11 protein-coding genes are annotated in these 16674 nt (G+C 50.4%); 8 read left to right on the top strand and 3 right to left on the bottom strand.

The genetic code is table 11. The features are described 5' to 3' along the window. The first annotated feature begins 35 nt into the window (after positions 1–35). The 6 genes from JUK32_RS21595 to JUK32_RS21570 all read left to right on the top strand — a co-directional run bounded on the left by JUK32_RS21595 (position 36) and on the right by JUK32_RS21570 (position 7554). Complete coding sequence (locus JUK32_RS21595; protein WP_204140940.1) at positions 36–1751, top strand: diflavin flavoprotein; 1716 nt, start codon at positions 36–38, stop codon at positions 1749–1751. A gap of 81 nt (positions 1752–1832) precedes the next feature. After that, on the top strand, positions 1833–2861 hold the full coding sequence (locus tag JUK32_RS21590) for a glycosyltransferase family 2 protein (RefSeq protein ID WP_204140939.1): 1029 nt from the start codon (positions 1833–1835) through the stop codon (positions 2859–2861). Beyond that, entirely contained in the window at positions 2858–3694 is an 837-nt protein-coding gene (locus tag JUK32_RS21585) for a glycosyltransferase family 2 protein (protein WP_204140938.1), read from the top strand. Before JUK32_RS21590 ends, JUK32_RS21585 begins: the two co-directional genes overlap by 4 nt. Positions 3695–3819: 125 nt before the next feature. Further along, on the top strand, positions 3820–4911 hold the full coding sequence (aroC, locus tag JUK32_RS21580; protein WP_204140961.1) for a chorismate synthase: 1092 nt from the start codon (positions 3820–3822) through the stop codon (positions 4909–4911). 516 nt (positions 4912–5427) lie between these two features. Continuing rightward, on the top strand, positions 5428–6429 hold the full coding sequence (locus JUK32_RS21575) for an NAD-dependent epimerase (RefSeq protein WP_204140937.1): 1002 nt from the start codon (positions 5428–5430) through the stop codon (positions 6427–6429). Positions 6430–6687: 258 nt separating this feature from the next. Further along, on the top strand, positions 6688–7554 hold the full coding sequence (locus tag JUK32_RS21570) for a hypothetical protein (protein WP_204140936.1): 867 nt from the start codon (positions 6688–6690) through the stop codon (positions 7552–7554). A gap of 82 nt (positions 7555–7636) precedes the next feature. On the opposite strand, the gene JUK32_RS21565 is transcribed toward JUK32_RS21570, so the two are convergent. From JUK32_RS21565 to ylqF, 3 genes are all read right to left on the bottom strand, one after another. Then, complete coding sequence (locus tag JUK32_RS21565; protein ID WP_204140935.1) at positions 7637–9679, bottom strand: ABC transporter ATP-binding protein; 2043 nt, start codon at positions 9677–9679, stop codon at positions 7637–7639. Positions 9680–9740: 61 nt separating this feature from the next. Next, positions 9741–11024, bottom strand: a complete 1284-nt coding sequence (locus JUK32_RS21560) for a glycosyltransferase family 4 protein (RefSeq protein ID WP_204140934.1) — start codon at positions 11022–11024, stop codon at positions 9741–9743. Between the two features lie 314 nt (positions 11025–11338). Beyond that, positions 11339–12205, bottom strand: a complete 867-nt coding sequence (gene ylqF / locus JUK32_RS21555) for a ribosome biogenesis GTPase YlqF (RefSeq protein ID WP_204140933.1) — start codon at positions 12203–12205, stop codon at positions 11339–11341. Between the two features lie 406 nt (positions 12206–12611). On the opposite strand from ylqF, the gene bchD reads away from it, so the two are divergent. Next, positions 12612–14663, top strand: coding sequence for a magnesium chelatase ATPase subunit D (gene bchD / locus JUK32_RS21550; RefSeq protein WP_204140932.1), 2052 nt, complete (start codon positions 12612–12614; stop codon positions 14661–14663). 209 nt (positions 14664–14872) lie between these two features. Beyond that, positions 14873–16630, top strand: coding sequence for an adenylate/guanylate cyclase domain-containing protein (locus JUK32_RS21545; protein ID WP_204140931.1), 1758 nt, complete (start codon positions 14873–14875; stop codon positions 16628–16630). Positions 16631–16674: the final 44 nt, after the last annotated feature.

Below are 16674 nucleotides of genomic sequence, written 5' to 3'. Positions count from 1 at the left end.
CGTTCAGACCCGCTGAGGCAAGAGGGATTGTAGCCATGACCACGACCCAACCGCGCGATGTGCAAACACTCACCATCGCTGCTGATACTGAAGTGATGCGATCGCGCAGTTGGCAACGACTTCGTTTCGAAATCGAGTATGCCTTAGAGCGGGGCACGACCTCTAATAGCTATCTGATTCGGGGCGATCGCGCCGCGCTCATCGACTTTCCCGGCGAGTCATTTACCGACAGCTTTGTGGCGACGTTGGAACAGCAGATCGATCCTGCCGCGTTAGATTACATCATCTTGGGACACATCAACCCCAACCGCGTCAAGACCCTACAGGTGCTGCTGGCGAAAGCCCCCAACGCCACCATCGTCTGTTCCAACCCCGCCGCCCAAGCCCTGGAAGATTTGCTGGAAAACCAGACGCCCCGCATTCAGGTTGTGAAAGGCGGCGAAGCCGAAATTGATCTGGGCAAAGGCCATCAGCTGCGATTTTTGCCCGTGCCGACCCCCCGCTGGCCTGAAGGTCTGTGGACCTACGACGAATATACCCAGATACTTTTTAGCAATAAGTTCTTTGGCATGCACCTGTGCGACAACTCGGTGTACGACCTGAATTGGCAAGAGTTGCTGAGCGATCGCCGCCACTACTACGACTGCCTCATGGCCCCCAATGCCCGCCAGGTCAGCGTCGCCCTCGAAAAGCTGGAAGCGCTTTCTATCCGAATGTTTGCGCCCGTCCACGGGCCAGCTGTCCGTTACCACACCCGTGACTTGCTCCAGGCCTATCAAACCTGGAGTCAGCAGCAAAAGGGGAAAGAACTTTCCGTCGCCTTAATCTACGCTTCGGCCTACGGCAACACCGCCACCATTGCCCAAACCCTGGCCCACGGCATCACCAAAGCCGGTGTCGCGGTAGAGTCCATCAATGCGGAACAGACGGCTCCCGAGGAGATCAAGGCGGCGCTGGAAAAATCCGCCGGATTTTTGATTGGTTCACCGACCCTCGGCGGACACGCCCCCACGCAGATTCAAACGGCGCTGGGCATCATTCTCTCGACGGCCTCTAAAACTCAACTCGCCGGGGTATTTGGCTCATTTGGCTGGAGTGGGGAAGCGATCGATCTGCTGGAAAGTAAACTCAAAGACGGCGGCTATAGCTTGGCGTTTGACCCCATTCGCGTCAAATTCAAGCCCACCGAATCGACGCTGCAATATTGTGAGGAACTCGGGACTGACTTTGCCCAAGCGCTCAAAAAAGTGAAGCGGGCCAAAGCGCCTCGCACCCCCGCCACTTCGGTGGAACAGGCGGTGGGACGGCTGGTGGGGTCTCTCTGTGTAGTGACCACTCGCAAGGGCGACGCCAGCAGCGCCATGCTGGCATCCTGGGTATCACAAGCCACCTTTACGCCCCCTGGCTTTACTGTGGCCGTGGCTAAGGACCGCGCCATTGAGTCCCTGCTATATCCCGGTAGCCCTTTCGTGCTCAACATTTTGGCCGAGGGGAGCCACCTCGGACCGATGAAGCATTTTTTGAAACCCTTTGGCCCAGGAGAAGACCGCTTTGCCGACATGGATATTCAAGATGCAGAAAATGGTTGCCCGGTGTTGCAAGACGCGATCGCCTTCCTCGAATGCGAAGTCGCCAACCGGATGGAATGCGGGGATCATTGGGTCGTCTATGCCACCATCCAAAATGGCGAAGTGTTGAAGCCCGATGCGAAGACCGCTGTCCACTTCCGCAAAACTGGAACCCATTATTAGCGGCCAGACCGCTGACCAGTAAAATATTCACAGCATTGTGAAGTCAGCGCGATCGCGAATTCTGTAAGGGGACGGGCGGCTATGGAGCGAGAAGAATCGGCACTGCAACCGTTTAAGGTGGGGATCGTGTTAGCCACCTATAATTGTGATCGCACCTACTTTAAGCAACAGATTGACTCCATTAAGCGCCAAACAGTTTCACAGTGGGTTTGCTTCATCACAGATGACGGTTCTGCTCCTGACATTCAGGATTTCATCCGAGCTGAAATTGCTCACGATGCACGGTTTACTTACTATGTTCAGCCACAAAATTTAGGCGCGTATCATAATTTCGAAGCCGGCATTCAATATTTTAGCCATCGACCTGATATTACCCATCTCGCATTTTCTGATCAGGATGATATTTGGCATCACCAGAAGCTAGAAATTCTCTTACGCGAAATCGAATCCCAAGAGGCCCTGTTGGCGCATTCGGATTTGGAACTGATTGACGCTCAGGGCCAGCAACTGCATCCATCCGTTTGGGACTATGAAAAGCGCTGCCCCGAAAATCTGAACACGAAATTGTTGCTGCTGCGGAATTCCGTCACGGGATGCACCGTCATGATTCGGCGAAGCTTAATTTCAGATCTGTTGCCCTTCCCCAAACAATACGGTTCAACTGCCTGGTATCACGACCACTGGATGGCGCTTGTCGCCTCCCATCGAGGGCACATTGCCCATCTCCGGCAACCCCTGGTTAAATATCGACAGCATGGCGATAATGTGGTTGGAGCCCGAGAGTTTGCGGGTACTATTCGGGTTGAACTGGAAGAATGGCTGGCCAAAAAGTGTCGTCTTACCCTCAAGAGCTACTCCATCCATGAAGCGCTAAGTCGGGCATTTTATCAACGATTTTATCCGCCCAAAATCGCGGCAAAGCTAAATCCTATTCCCGAAAATAGAATCGATTTTGGCGTGCCAATTTTGAAACTAGGAATATACAGTGTCATCTGTGGCTATGGAGCCCGAGGCTGTGCGCTGCGTTTATGGGTCAATAAATTTGTGTTGGACTGGTTAAAAGTCAAAGACTGGTTCTTTGATCATGTACTGATATTTAGCTCCAAGTGAGTGATTTAAAAGTTTCAATTATTATCGTCAATTACAACGGTGGTGATGTCATCATCGATTGCCTCGCGTCCATTTTTCAACATCTGGATACGGCGACTGTGGAAGTGATTGTGGTCGACAATGATTCGCGCGATCGCAGTCCTGACCTTATTGAGCAAAAATTCCCTGAGGTTCACCTATTGCGCCAGTCGGAGAATTTAGGGTTTGGCACAGCGAATAATATTGGGGCACATCACGCTCAAGGAACCTACTTATTTTTATTGAATTCTGACACGCTCATCCAGAACAATATTCTGCCCGCTTTGATGAGCAAACTAGATTCAGCCCCCGACATTGGCATCGTGGGGCCACGATTGCTGAATCCTGATGGTAGCTTTCAACTCTCTACGGCCTATGAAATTGGGCTGTGGGGCGAATGGCTTACGCTGCAAGCGGTGCGAAAGTATCGTCAACCGGCTTGCCGACCCGCTTTGGCCCAACAGTATGGCGCTGATCAATACGTCGATATTATTGTGGGGGCGGCGATGCTGATGCGGCGATCGCACTTTTTCGAGATCGGTGGCTTTGACGAAACCTTTTTCATGTATTTCGAAGAGTCGGATTTGTGTCAGCGGTTGCGCGACGCCGGGTATCGACTGCTGTATACTCCAGCCGTTTCGCTCATCCACATTGGCGGTTATTCCGTCGCCCAAGTCGCCGGCAAAATGGCGGCAGAATACCGCCGCAGTCAGCGCTATTACTACCAAAAGCACCGTCCCCCATGGGAGCAGTGGGTGCTGCATCGTTATCTGGCGTTGAAGCAATGGCGGCAGCGGCAGCGCGATCGCGGTTAATCCTCGCCACCTTTTCGCCTGCCAAAGTCCCCGCAGACTGTACTAGGATGAAAGTCTGGAATTGGACATCAAACAGCGTTTCTGTTCGGTTCTATAAACCTCTTTGGCTGGGCAATTTAGGCTTTATGGGCAACACATTTGGACATCTTTTTCGCATTACCACCTTTGGCGAATCCCATGGGGGAGCCGTGGGCGTCATTATCGACGGATGTCCACCGCAAATTGAAATCACCCCCGAAGAAATTCAGGTAGAGCTCGATCGCCGTCGTCCCGGTCAGAGCAAAATCACCACGCCGCGTAAAGAAGCCGATCGCTGCGAGATCATGTCAGGGGTGTTTCAAGGTAAAACGCTGGGTACGCCAATTGCCATCATGGTGCGCAACAAAGACACGCGCCCCCAGGACTACAGTGAGATGGCAACCACCTATCGCCCCTCCCATGCCGATGCCACGTATGACAGCAAGTATGGTTTTCGCAACTACCAGGGCGGCGGACGTTCCTCAGCGCGGGAAACCATTGGCCGAGTCGCCGCCGGGGCGATCGCCAAAAAGATTCTCCAACAATACGCCGGCGTTGAAATTATCGGCTACGTCAAGCGCATCCAAGACATTGAAAGCGTGATTGATCCCGATACCGTGACCCTGGCACAGGTCGAAAGCAATATTGTTCGCTGCCCCGATGCCGAAGCGGCCCAACACATGATCGACCGAATTGAGCAAATCCGCGACCAAGGCGATTCCATCGGCGGCGTGGTAGAGTGTGTGGCTCGCAGCGTCCCCAAAGGACTCGGTGCCCCCGTGTTCGACAAGCTAGAGGCGGATCTAGCCAAAGGCGTGATGTCATTACCGGCGAGTAAAGGCTTTGAGTTGGGTTCTGGCTTTGCCGGTACATTGCTGACAGGCAGCCAACATAATGACGAATATTACACCGACGAAACCGGCAACTGGCGTACCCGCACCAATCGTTCGGGAGGCACCCAAGGCGGCATCAGCAATGGTGAAAACATCATCATTCGTGCGGCTTTTAAGCCCACCGCCACGATTCGTAAAGCGCAAAACACCGTGACCAATGACGGCACTGAAACGGTACTCGCAGCCAAAGGCCGTCACGATCCCTGCGTCTTGCCCCGTGCCGTACCAATGGTAGAAGCGATGATGGCTCTAGTGCTCTGTGATCACTTGCTTCGTCACCATGGGCAATGTCGGCTGTTCAGTTAGCCCTCGCACTCCTATCAGACCAAGCGCCAAAAGCGCTGCAAGGGACTGATAACTTGTCAGCGGGTACCCTTCCTCTTCAGGTTCATGCCATTGGGACGAAGTCACTGTTGCTGAAGTTTACGATGCACCCCAGCCCAGCTTGAGGTGCTGCTCCGCTAAGTCGCTGGGCCGAATTAAACGCCTCATTAAACGATAGCCTGATGGCTGATTTCGGCTCCGCTCAATCAGTGATATTGTTTGGCAGGTCAGAAGTTGAGGGTTGAGCGGAGTCGAAACCCGTCTGTGAAATAGTTGTGCCTACCTACTTATTAACTGTCGAGTACGAAGGTGCTGTGCCCAATGCAGACAGCTGGCCTAAATACTTTTTCTTGTCGGGAGACAATCTGAGGAAGCATTTAGTGCAGGCGCTGCGTATCATGGTTGCAGTTTCACTTTTTTGGGCATCTTAATTGGTGCGTACATTATCCGTACGATTCTGTCGTCTTTGGCATGAGCCAGCTCTATACATAAAAGGCTATGACAATTCTGATTACTGGTGCAGCCGGTTTTATTGGCTTTCACGTGGCTCGAAAGTTATTAGATGCTGGGCAGAAAATCTATGGCATTGACAACCTTAATGATTACTACTCGGTACAGCTGAAGTGCGATCGCTTAGCTCAGCTCAAGAACAGCTCTAATTTCACTTTTCAGCAATTAGACCTAAATGATCATTCTGGCGTAGAAACTTTATTTTCCAAGAATTCTTTTACGCATGTCATTCATTTGGCCGCTCAGGCTGGCGTCCGATATTCTTTACAAAATCCTCATGCCTACGCGGATGGAAACTTATCTGGTTTTCTCAACATTCTAGAAGGTTGCCGTCATAGTTCTAATCTAAAGCACTTGATTTTTGCCTCCTCCAGTTCAGTATATGGGGCCAACACAAAAGTTCCATTTTCAACTCAAGATTCAGTTGATCATCCAGTCTCGTTATATGCAGCCACTAAAAAAGCCAATGAATTAATGGCTCATGCCTACAGCCATTTATATGATTTCCCTGTGACAGGACTGCGCTTTTTTACGGTGTATGGGCCATGGGGGCGTCCTGACATGGCGTACTTCAAATTTGTGGATGCGATCGCCCATGATCGCCCGATAGAAGTCTATAACCAGGGCAAAATGAGGCGTGATTTCACTTATATAGATGATGTCGTGGAAGGCATTATCCGCCTGTTAGATCACTTACCCAGTCAAATATCTACAGGTGAAGAAATCAATTCCAAAGCCCAATACAAAATTTATAACATTGGCAATAATCAGCCCGTGGAACTGATGAAATTTATAGAAGTCATCGAAAAGGCGATGGGAAAATCGGCAGAGAAGATCATGAAGCCAATGCAGCCGGGAGACGTAGTTGCTACCTACGCAGATATCAATGACTTGATGAAGGATATCAACTTCAAGCCACTGACCTCCGTTGAGAATGGTATTCAAAAATTTGTTGAATGGTACCTCAGCTACTATCAAAAAGATCGCTAGTAGACGTTAATCTGTCGCGCTAATGAGTTGATTGATTCAAGAAAATCATGTGAATATAGTTCAGCTTTGAATTTCTGTTCTTGTATTTGGACGATATATTTTCTCTAGTATGAAACTATGATAATTTTCCGCATCTAGAGCACGTAGCTTAGATTTTTTCGATGCCCTCCTGGCTCTGAATCAGAGGATAATTTAAGGCGAAAAATTAATATTGGCCTCACGTTGAGATAGCCCTTTTACTTTTAACGCAATAGAAAAATGCACAAACTGATCAACTATCACGTCCCAGATCAAGGTAATGTTGGCGATCTCCTATCGTCGCCATTGAAGTATTTTGACTTCCCAGGCTTTGATTGTCATGTAGCTGACATCAGAAAAGTGGGTGAATCTGATGTTGATGATGCACATTTGATCATTGGCGGCGGAGGTTTACTGTATAAGAGATTTTTGCCGGGTATTACCAACCTGGCTCAACATAAAAAGCACAAGATGATTTTTTGGGGCGTTGGTCAGCAACGATACGGTAGCCGCATGTATAAGCCTGACGAATTTGACTATAGCCCCTATTTTGAGAAAGCAGATCTTATCGGCATCCGAGATTATAGGGCAGAATATGACTGGCTCCCATGTGTTAGTTGCATGCATCCATCGTTTGATAAGCCACGAGAGATCAAACATGAATTGGTTGTCTTATCCCACAAAAAGTTTAGTCTTTCATTTCCAAGAGTTCCTAGGATGACCAATGAAACCAATGATCTAGAACAGATTTTAGATTTTTTGGGTTCTGGAGAGACCATCTTGACAACTTCTTTTCATGCCGCTTACTGGGGAACATTACTGAACCGTAAGGTTCTAGTTTTCCCTTTTAACAGTAAGTTTATGACTATGAAACATAAGCCAGCTATTTATCCCGTCAGAAGCTGGAATCGAGAACGCTGGCAATTAACTCTAAAAGGGAAAAGAATTTTTAGAATTATGAATCCAGGCGATATTCACACCTGTGATACTCACGGCTGGAAGAAACTTGTCGATTCATTAAAAACTTATCCAGACAGCTTAGCGGAATGTAGAAACCGCAATCGCTGGTTTTATAACCTAGTCATGGAAGAGCTATGTAGAAAATAGCTTGATTAATTAGAAATACTTTTTATCTCAGAGTTCTAAAAGCTTGGGCTTAGCGTTTAACTCAATTCAGGATGCATGAAACTCAATATTTATAATCAGAAGTGTTTTCTATTTTCTCCAGTTTCTTCAACATATCCTCTAAGGATAATGACATCTGCTTGATAATCTTTTCTCTTTCTTCTTCTTCTTCCTCAAGTGCTAAAAGTGACAGCAAGCCAGTTGATTGATTTAAGTTAGAACGGAATTCGTAAGACATTTGTGCCAATTGCTGCTTAGGTTTGTTGGATTCACTAGTCTCGTGAAATTGCAGTTTACATAGCTTGCTATAGGTTCCTCCCTGCTGCAGAAGATTTTCATGGTTACCAAGTTCGACTACTCGCCCTTGCTCCATCACCGCAATTTGATCGGCCTTGCGCACGGTAGAGAGGCGGTGCGCAATCACCAGAGTCGTACGATCACGACTTAACTCATCAATGGCTTCTTGGACGAACCGCTCTGAGACAGTGTCTAATGCACTCGTAGCTTCATCAAGAATCAGAATTTCAGGATTTTGGACTAAGGCTCTGGCGATCGCTAACCGTTGACGTTGTCCACCCGACAGCATGACGCCCCGATCCCCAATCATCGTATCCAATCCCTCTGATAGGTTCATGATGAAATCATAAGCGTTTGCTCTTTTCGCGGCTGCTAGAATCTCATCGTCCGATACTGAGAAATTGCCATAGGCAATGTTGTAGCGCACAGTGTTGTTGAAGAGAAATGTCTCCTGGCCAACAATGCCCATGTTTTCTCTGACTTGGGCAATGTCAAAACTCCTCAAATCCTGACCATCGACTAAAATCGCCCCCGAGCTAGGGTCGAAGAAACGAGGAACTAAATCTGCCAAAGTAGACTTTCCTGCCCCGGATGAGCCGACCAAAGCCAAGGTTGTTCCTTTCGGTAGTTTCAAGCTTATATCTGTCAATACTGGATTATCCGTGCCGGGGTAGCTAAAGCTTACATTTTTGAACTCCAGTCCGTGGTTCAGACCGTAATAAGGTAATGCACCATTTTGCATAAAAGATTTATTATCGGTTCGCAGTAAATCATTCACGATGTCTACAGAAGCAGAAACCTGAGCAAGCTGATTACGACCGCTATTGATCTGAGAGATGTACGGCAATAATCGATTAAGCAGCACCAAGTAGGTGACCATAATTGCTGCTAGTGACGCTATTTGATCTTGAAAGATGACTCGTGCTAGCAATATCAGAATTAACAGCACTGAGATGTTAATCACTTCTCCCAAGGGGGCAACGATCTGTGAGTTCATCTGAATCTTAAGATTGAGCTTTTCGCGATCACCAATATATTTAGAAAAGCGTTCATACTCGACATCTTCAGTTACTGAGGATCTCACCAACCGCATACCACTAATCAACTCAACCAGCCCACCAGAATATCGGCTGTTGATTTGAGTTAGCATTTGGCTATATGCCTTAGATCGCTTGACGATTGTTTGACTGATGAAAGCCGATATGGGTAATAAGATTGTTGCTACTAGCGTCAATTGCACAGAAATTGATAGCAATAGACATAGAAAGACCAAAACAGTGCCAGCAGTTACGTAGAGTTGAATGCTTTTAGTGATTGCGCTGGAAGCACGATTCATTTCACCGCCTAAGCGGTTCATTAACTCACCCACTTGAGCTTTTGAGAAGTATTCTAAGTCAACCCCTAAAATAATGTCTAAACCCTGACGCTGCAGATCGGCTGTCATTGCCCGGTTTAAAGTTCCTGAGGCTAATGCATTAAGATAGTTGCTGATATTTTTGAGGATAATCATTAATAATGCTGCTAGTGCCATCGCAGCATATCGGTAGGCTCCCGGTAGGTCTTCAAAGGGGGACAGCAACAGCTGGAAAATAGGTGGGCCATCTTTTAAGATGGCATCTTGACCTAGTAAGCTGAGCATAATCGGAACAATCAAGGCTGTCCCCACACCGTTAAACAAAGCTCCGGAAAAGCCTGCTACAACGCTTGCAATAATCTTGAAAGGATATCTCTTGGCTACCCTCCACAGCATCTGTCGGGGAGTCAGTTTATTGTCAGATACTGTTGATTTTTCTGAAGAATAAGATTGCATAGTGGCTAGTAGGCGACTGGTTATATGGAATTCTCTGAAGTGTTTTGAGGATGAGGAAAATTTAAGACTGAGACTGAATGATCTCTTCTGAATGGGGACACACAGCGGGTAAGACCTGGTTCTGAAGAGAGTTGGCCATGGCCTCAATGCTGTAATACCGAATACAGCGTTCTCTCGCTCGATAACCCGTAAGTTTAGCGGCTTCCAGGTTGGCCAAAATGTCGGCGATTTTTTGAGCCATTGCTTGGCTATCTCCAGGCGGAACGATGTAGCCAGCGTCGCCCAAAATCCTGGGGATATCACCCACTGCAGTGGCTAAAATCGGCTTTGCCATGGCCATCCCATCTGTGAGTTTGAGCGGAAATTGTGCCTGAGCTGCGGCAGTGTCTCTTTGAGGCACGACGATGATGTCAGCGGCTGAGACAATTTTGGGCATATCGGCATAGGGCAGTTTGGGTAGTTGAATGATGTATTTTCCCCAATGCTTGTGTAGTTGGCGATCATAATCGTCGTAGGGACTGCCGCCCACAATGACTAAGCGTAAGTTTGGTCGATTTAAAATTTCTAGGGCAGTTAGTAAGTCTTCTAAGCCTTTGTAGGGACGTGGAGCCCCTGGAAACATTAAGACCTTATAGTTTTCAAGACCAAACTGTTGACGACTGCTAGTGCTATCATATTTTTCGGGATTAAATTGATGTACATCTTTGCCATTGGGAATGCACATGCCTCCGAATTTTCGTTGTAGGAATGAGGTATGTACTGTGACTGCATCAGCCTGGCTAATTCGCTTTTCCATCCGCTGCAAGTAGATGGGGTGATCAGGTTGCCGTAATGCCCCGTCAGGCTTGACTAAATCTCGATAACGCTGCTTAGGAGAGGGTTGATAACGCCACTGATCGCCACCATGCCAACTCATTTCCCAATCATCAATATCTAAAATTAGTGGGCGCTTGTACCATTTTTTAGCTAGTAGGCTCACGCCAAAGCTACTGGCTTTAGTTTTGTAAGCATAGATAATGTCACCTTCGATCGCTTGTATCAGTCGTCGAGCTGAGTTTAAGAATCGAGGGTATTGAGTCTTAGGAAATCTTTTAATCGAAACTTCGGACGGAACCGACAAAGGAACGTTGTCATTGGCAAAGCCTAGAATCTCGACGGCTATTCCGAGTTGTCGCAGAGCTGTGGTTAAAAGAAATGGCCGGACAGCGCCGCCCCAACGTCCCGCACCTTCTGCGGATAAATCACCCACAATGATCGAAACTTTACCTGGCCAGATTTTGTTGTGGATAGGTGAACTAATTTGTTTTGTATTCAATTCACCTTCTCCCTGAACTTTTACAGGCATGGAACCTCAAAGGGACAAGTAAACTGGAACATTACAACTGCGCCATACAGAACTCGGGCAACATCGGCATGAAGATTTTCCAAAACTCAGCGTGTTAAGCGAACATTGTCCATCTTCCAAACTGAGAACTACTAGATATCAGCAGATTGCCCAATAGCAGATTGCCCAATAGTTGGGTTCGACCCAGCTAACAGTTACGTTTGCCAGAGCGACGGTCCGTGGTCGCCTGATCAATCGGTGGTTCTGCTTAGATGAGAATACCCAGGTCCTGGGAAGAAGCCATGTTTAGTGGTGATTTTCATCGATTTTTTTCATTACTCCTCTTCGGTGGGCCATTCCAGCGGTAGCTGACCTAGGTGACCGATGCGATAGTCGCGGAGTAGAGTGCGGGCGGTGCGCTCGCGATCGCCCTGGTACCTCAGGCTGGCAAGTTGTTGCAAATAGGTCTCTCCCGTTATGTCATGTGCTGAAAGGCCATAGCGTTGGTCGAGAGCGGCCAAGTACGAGGCTTCTTCAGTTTGCCCATCTAACGCTTTGAATAACTCGATTAAGCTGCTAGCAATGCGCTGATTGTCGTAAGCGGCTTGCCCGATGTCATCACAAATAGCCAGTTTCAGGGCGGCCTCTTGATCTGTTAATAAAGCGGGCAAAATTCCGGGTGCATCTAGCAATTCCAGGTCGTCAGTGATGCGGATCCAGCGGAGTTGGCGCGTGACCCCAGGTTTTCGTGCACTCTCAGCCACTTTTTTCTTCACCAAGCGATTGATGAGGGCAGACTTGCCGACATTGGGAAAGCCAATGACCACGGCGCGCACCGCCCGCGGACGCATGCCGCGATCGCGCCGTCGCTGATTCATCTCTTGTCCCGCTGCTTGGGCGGCCTTCGCAATGCCAGCCACCCCTTTGCCCTGTTGGGCATTCGTAAAGTAGGGCACCTGTCCCTGGGCTCTCAGCCAGGTTTCCCACTGGGTGCGGGCGGTCTTTGAGACCATGTCCACGCGGTTTATCACCAGAATGTGCGCTTTCCCAGCAATCCACTGGTGTATTTGGGGATGCTCTGTCGCGAGGGGCACACGAGCATCCCGAACTTCTAAGACGACATCAACCCGTTTCAGTTGTTCTTGGAGGGCTTTTTCGGCCTTGGCAATATGACCGGGATACCACTGGATTGCAGGTGTCATGGCAAGCTGACGGGGGAAACGGGGCCGTGAGTACACATATAACAGTCAAGCGTTGAGGGAAGACTGACTACAGCATGAATCTTTGTGATGCGATGGATTTTGTCTCGAACGGAAGCCGACGGTCACCAGGCCAATTTGCTTGGGTGTGAGACCGCAGTCATCTCATTTGTCATGTTGTCGAGTAGGCCACTTCCAAGCGTTTGGCACGTTTTTCGATAAAGATTCCTGATACGCTGAGAAGCGATGGCATTAGCCTTGCGCATTGTAGAAACGATAGCTTGACCAGTTTCTATCAACACCGTGTCAGAGCGACCTCTGCAATCTGTCTTTCTCGCCATATTCAGCTTGAGGCGACTCGCGGCTCGCGCCATCGATATTGATGACTCGTTTCATGAAGGAAGTTTGAATGCTGACGGCAGAACGTCCTGAAATGCCCACTGTGTATCCTTTGACGGCGGTGGTTGATCAAGAGGCCATTAAGTTGGCTTTACTGCTGGCGGCGGTGGATCCGAAGCTGGGAGGAGTGGTCATTGCGGGACGCCGGGGCACGGCTAAATCAGTCATGGCGCGAGCCATTCACCAGTTATTGCCGCCGATTGAAGTGATTGAGGGCTCTTGTTGTAATGCGGATCCCACCGATCCTCTTTTGTGGGATGACGAAACTTTGGAGCGGTTAGGGACGGCAGCGCGAGACTTAGATGAATTGCCGACCAAGGTGATTCCCGCCCCCTTTGTACAGATTCCGCTGGGCGTGACGGAAGATCGTCTGTTGGGGTCGGTGGATGTGGCGAAGTCGATTCAAGCGGGAGAAACGGTTTTTCAGCCGGGGTTGCTGGCCGAGGCGAATCGCGGGGTACTGTATATCGATGAAATTAACTTGCTGGAAGACCAGGCGAGTAATTTATTGCTGTCAGCGCTGACTGAGCAGCGGAATCAAATTGAGCGGGAGGGGATCAGTTTTCAACATCCCTGCATGCCCTTGTTAATTGCGACCTACAACCCTGAAGAGGGGCCATTGCGCGATCATTTATTGGATCGCATGGCGATCGCCCTCTCCGCCGACCAGTCTCTTTCCCTCGAAAGCCGCGTGGGCGTAGTTGACCAATTCACTCGCTTTGCCAACGATCCCGACGCCTTCTTGGCGGAATATGCCGATGAGATTGATGCGCTCAAGACTCAAATCATTTTGGCGCGGGAATGGCTCAAAGACGTGACCATTACCCGGGAGCAGGTGCAATATCTGGTGACGGAAGCGCTACGGGGCGGCGTTCAAGGCCACCGAGCCGAGCTGTTTGCCGTACGGGTGGCCAAGGCCCACGCGGCGTTGGATGGGCGGGCGACGATCACAGCGGAAGACCTGCGGGTTGCAGTGGAACTGGTAATTTTGCCGCGAGCGGTGCAAATGCCGCCGCCAGACGACGAGCAGCAGCCACCTCCGCCGCCCCCACCGCAAAACCAGAATGAAGATGAGCAACCTGAAGATGCTCAGGATGACGACAACGACGACTCTGAGGACGATCAGGACGAAGACGACGAGCAGACGGAAGAACCGCCCCCGAGTTTGCCCGAAGAATTTGTCTTTGATCCTGAAGGGATCATGATTGATCCGTCGTTGCTGATGTTTGCGCAATCGCTGACGCAGCAGGGCAAGTCGGGCAGCCAGAGTCTCGTGATTTCTGAAGATCGCGGGCGCTACATTAAGCCGATGTTGCCCCAGGGGCCAGTGCGGCGCATTGCGGTGGATGCCACCCTGCGAGCGGCGGCTCCTTACCAAAAATCGCGCCGGGCGCGGGAACCCCATCGCAAGGTCATCGTTGAGCAAGGGGACATGCGGGCGAAAAAGCTAGCGCGTCGGGCCGGTTCTCTGATTGTCTTTGTGGTCGATGCGTCTGGCTCCATGGCGTTGAATCGGATGCAGTCGGCGAAGGGCGCGGTGTTACAGCTACTGAATGATGCTTATCAAAACCGGGATGAGGTGGCGCTGATTCCGTTTCGTGGGGAACAGGCGGAAGTGTTGCTGCCGCCGACTCGCTCGATTTCAATGGCGCGACGGCGACTGGAACGGATGCCCTGCGGGGGGGGATCGCCCCTAGCCCACGGCCTATCGCAAGCGGTGCGCATTGGTACCAATGCGCAGCAGTCGGGGGACATTGGCAATGTGGTGATTGTGGCGATTACCGACGGTCGGGGCAATATTCCGCTGGCGCGATCGCTGGGGGAACCGCTTGATCCTGAGGAGAAACCCGACATCAAACAAGAACTGCTGGATATTGCGGGGCGCATTCGCGCAACTGGATTTCAGCTATTGGTCATTGATACGGAACGCAAGTTTGTGTCCACGGGCTTTGGCAAAGAACTCGCTAAAACCGCTGGGGGCAAATACTATCAGTTGCCCAAGGCGACGGATCAGGCGATCGCCTCGATGGCTCGCAGTGCAATCGCGGACATCAAGTCCTAAGGGTGGGATCGCTGCGATTGACAATGCGATGACGGGGCGATCGCGCCAGGCCAAGTCGCCCAGGCCACATCGTACCGTCCACCAAGCAGGGATATCAATCTAGCGACATTTCTGCACAGACTTGTGAATCAGTTGCTGAATCAGCTTCTGAACTGGGGAAAGCTATGCTTGGTTGCCATTTCCTGCGAATCGAGCACTTGTCAAACACTATGAAGCCCAGCAGTATCCACCAGCCCGCCGAAAGAGCCCTGGCCGCGATCGTCTTGACCGATGCCGTGAGTTTTAGTGCGCGCATGTCGGTGGATGAAGAAGGCACTTTGGCCCTGATTCAGCGTGACCTTGACCTGATTGCTGAGCAGTGTGAATGCTTTGGCGGCAATGTGCTGAAATCCACTGGGGATGGCCTGTTGATGTCGTTTTATAGTGCCGTGCAGGCGGTTTTATGTAGTCAAGAAGTGCAAAAACAACTGACCAAACTCTCGGAAGGGCTACCGCCAGGAGAATATTTGCAGCACCGTATCGGCATCCACCTGGGCGATGTCTTGTTCAGTCAGGATGATGTCCTCGGCAACGGCGTTAACATTGCCGCGCGGCTACAGACCAAATCGGCTCCTGGGGGCATTTGCATTTCTCAAACCGTCCACGATGTGGTGAAGGCCCGACTGGATATTAATGCCAGTTTTTTAGGGCCGCTCAAACTCAAAAATATTCAAGAGCCGGTGACGGCGTATCAAATCCCGCCCTATGGTCAATCGGCCACGATGGTAGTGGCCAACCAGGCTCCAGGGGCGGCGGCCAGTCGCGCCTCCACCCTTGAGGCCGCCGTCACCGTCTTACGGCAAGATCCGCAATATCGGCGCATCCAAAAACTGGTGTTTGGCACCTATCAAGGGGTCTGGGAAAATGACGCCAAGGTTTTAGCCCAGTTTGATCTCCAGATGATGCTGTCACAACTGCGGCAGCGCTATCACACGCTGATCGCGCTGGAAAAAGCTTTTCAAACGATGGCGTCGCGGCTGAACCATAAGGATATTTATCTGACGATCGCGGACACGATTTTGACCGTGTTAGAACCGACGTTCGATCAGCCCGATGAGCCGTCCGAGGGCACGGTCATTGCCGCGCCTGGGTCGCCAGGTAATTGCCAGGAGATGTATCAGCAAGCGGCGCAAAGCCTGATGTCGCATAGCGATCGCCAGCGCATCAAAAAGCTGCTATACGCCGTCTTATACTCCACTTGGGAAAATGACCCGGCGGTGCTGGCGCTGCATACCATTGCTGAACTCATTGCCGAAGTTCACAAAGTTGCCCCCAGCGAGAGCGACCTCAGTTACCATCTGGAGCGCATTATTAAGCGGCTTAATCGCCAAGCACGATACACCCAACTGGCCCTAGTCGTCTCGGAAGCGTTGCATCCCATCTACATGGCGTCGGCCGCCACGATGGTATCGGAGACGGCCCTAGCCGAGCAGTCGGCCACCGGGGATGATGAGGCCACCGTGATGCGGACTGACACGGCTCTGATCCCCAGCGACGATGGCATGACGTCGTTTACGAACTGGGTGAGCTTAGAGGCGTCAGGCGAGCAAACCTGTGCGCATATGCATCCAGCGAACGCCCTGCCGAATTCGGCGATCGCCTCTGAGCATAACGGGTCAGCGCGATCGCGCGATCGGGCCAACTTTTACAGCCTGCGCTTAGAAATCATGCGATACACTAACCCGCTGCGGGCCAAAATCCTGCTGCTCTCGACGGTGAGGAGTCCGTTTACCGCCAGCCGTCAAGACTGGATTGTGCTGAAATCAAAATCTTTGGATGACTTACTGCACGAGACCTTTGCCTACTGCCAGACCTTCTCAGATTTAGAAAGCAAACTGACGATCATGTGCCACTGTGTTGATAATGTCGGCGAAAACGTCCAAACAGCGGGGACAATTTTGCAAGCGATGAAACCGTTTTATCCTTAAGGTCACCAGGTATTGTTTTTTTCCCTTTGACTGGTTTGCCCCGT

It is taken from the genome of Halomicronema sp. CCY15110 (assembly GCF_016888165.1).
Lineage (GTDB): Bacteria > Cyanobacteriota > Cyanobacteriia > Phormidesmidales > Phormidesmidaceae > Halomicronema.
Note: the sequence above shows the minus strand (reverse complement) of the source record. Positions and strands in the feature narration are given on the sequence as shown.

What these genes read in the sequence shown, in the direction of transcription:
- ylqF (WP_204140933.1), bottom strand. Translation starts at nt 12,205, where the DNA reads ATGACACCTGCAATCCAGTGGTATCCCGGTCATATTGCCAAGGCCGAA.
- bchD (WP_204140932.1), top strand. Translation starts at nt 12,612, where the DNA reads ATGCTGACGGCAGAACGTCCTGAAATGCCCACTGTGTATCCTTTGACG.
- JUK32_RS21590 (WP_204140939.1), top strand. Translation starts at nt 1,833, where the DNA reads ATGGAGCGAGAAGAATCGGCACTGCAACCGTTTAAGGTGGGGATCGTG.
- JUK32_RS21575 (WP_204140937.1), top strand. Translation starts at nt 5,428, where the DNA reads ATGACAATTCTGATTACTGGTGCAGCCGGTTTTATTGGCTTTCACGTG.
- JUK32_RS21595 (WP_204140940.1), top strand. Translation starts at nt 36, where the DNA reads ATGACCACGACCCAACCGCGCGATGTGCAAACACTCACCATCGCTGCT.
- JUK32_RS21570 (WP_204140936.1), top strand. Translation starts at nt 6,688, where the DNA reads ATGCACAAACTGATCAACTATCACGTCCCAGATCAAGGTAATGTTGGC.
- JUK32_RS21560 (WP_204140934.1), bottom strand. Translation starts at nt 11,024, where the DNA reads ATGCCTGTAAAAGTTCAGGGAGAAGGTGAATTGAATACAAAACAAATT.
- JUK32_RS21565 (WP_204140935.1), bottom strand. Translation starts at nt 9,679, where the DNA reads ATGCAATCTTATTCTTCAGAAAAATCAACAGTATCTGACAATAAACTG.
- aroC (WP_204140961.1), top strand. Translation starts at nt 3,820, where the DNA reads ATGGGCAACACATTTGGACATCTTTTTCGCATTACCACCTTTGGCGAA.
- JUK32_RS21545 (WP_204140931.1), top strand. Translation starts at nt 14,873, where the DNA reads ATGAAGCCCAGCAGTATCCACCAGCCCGCCGAAAGAGCCCTGGCCGCG.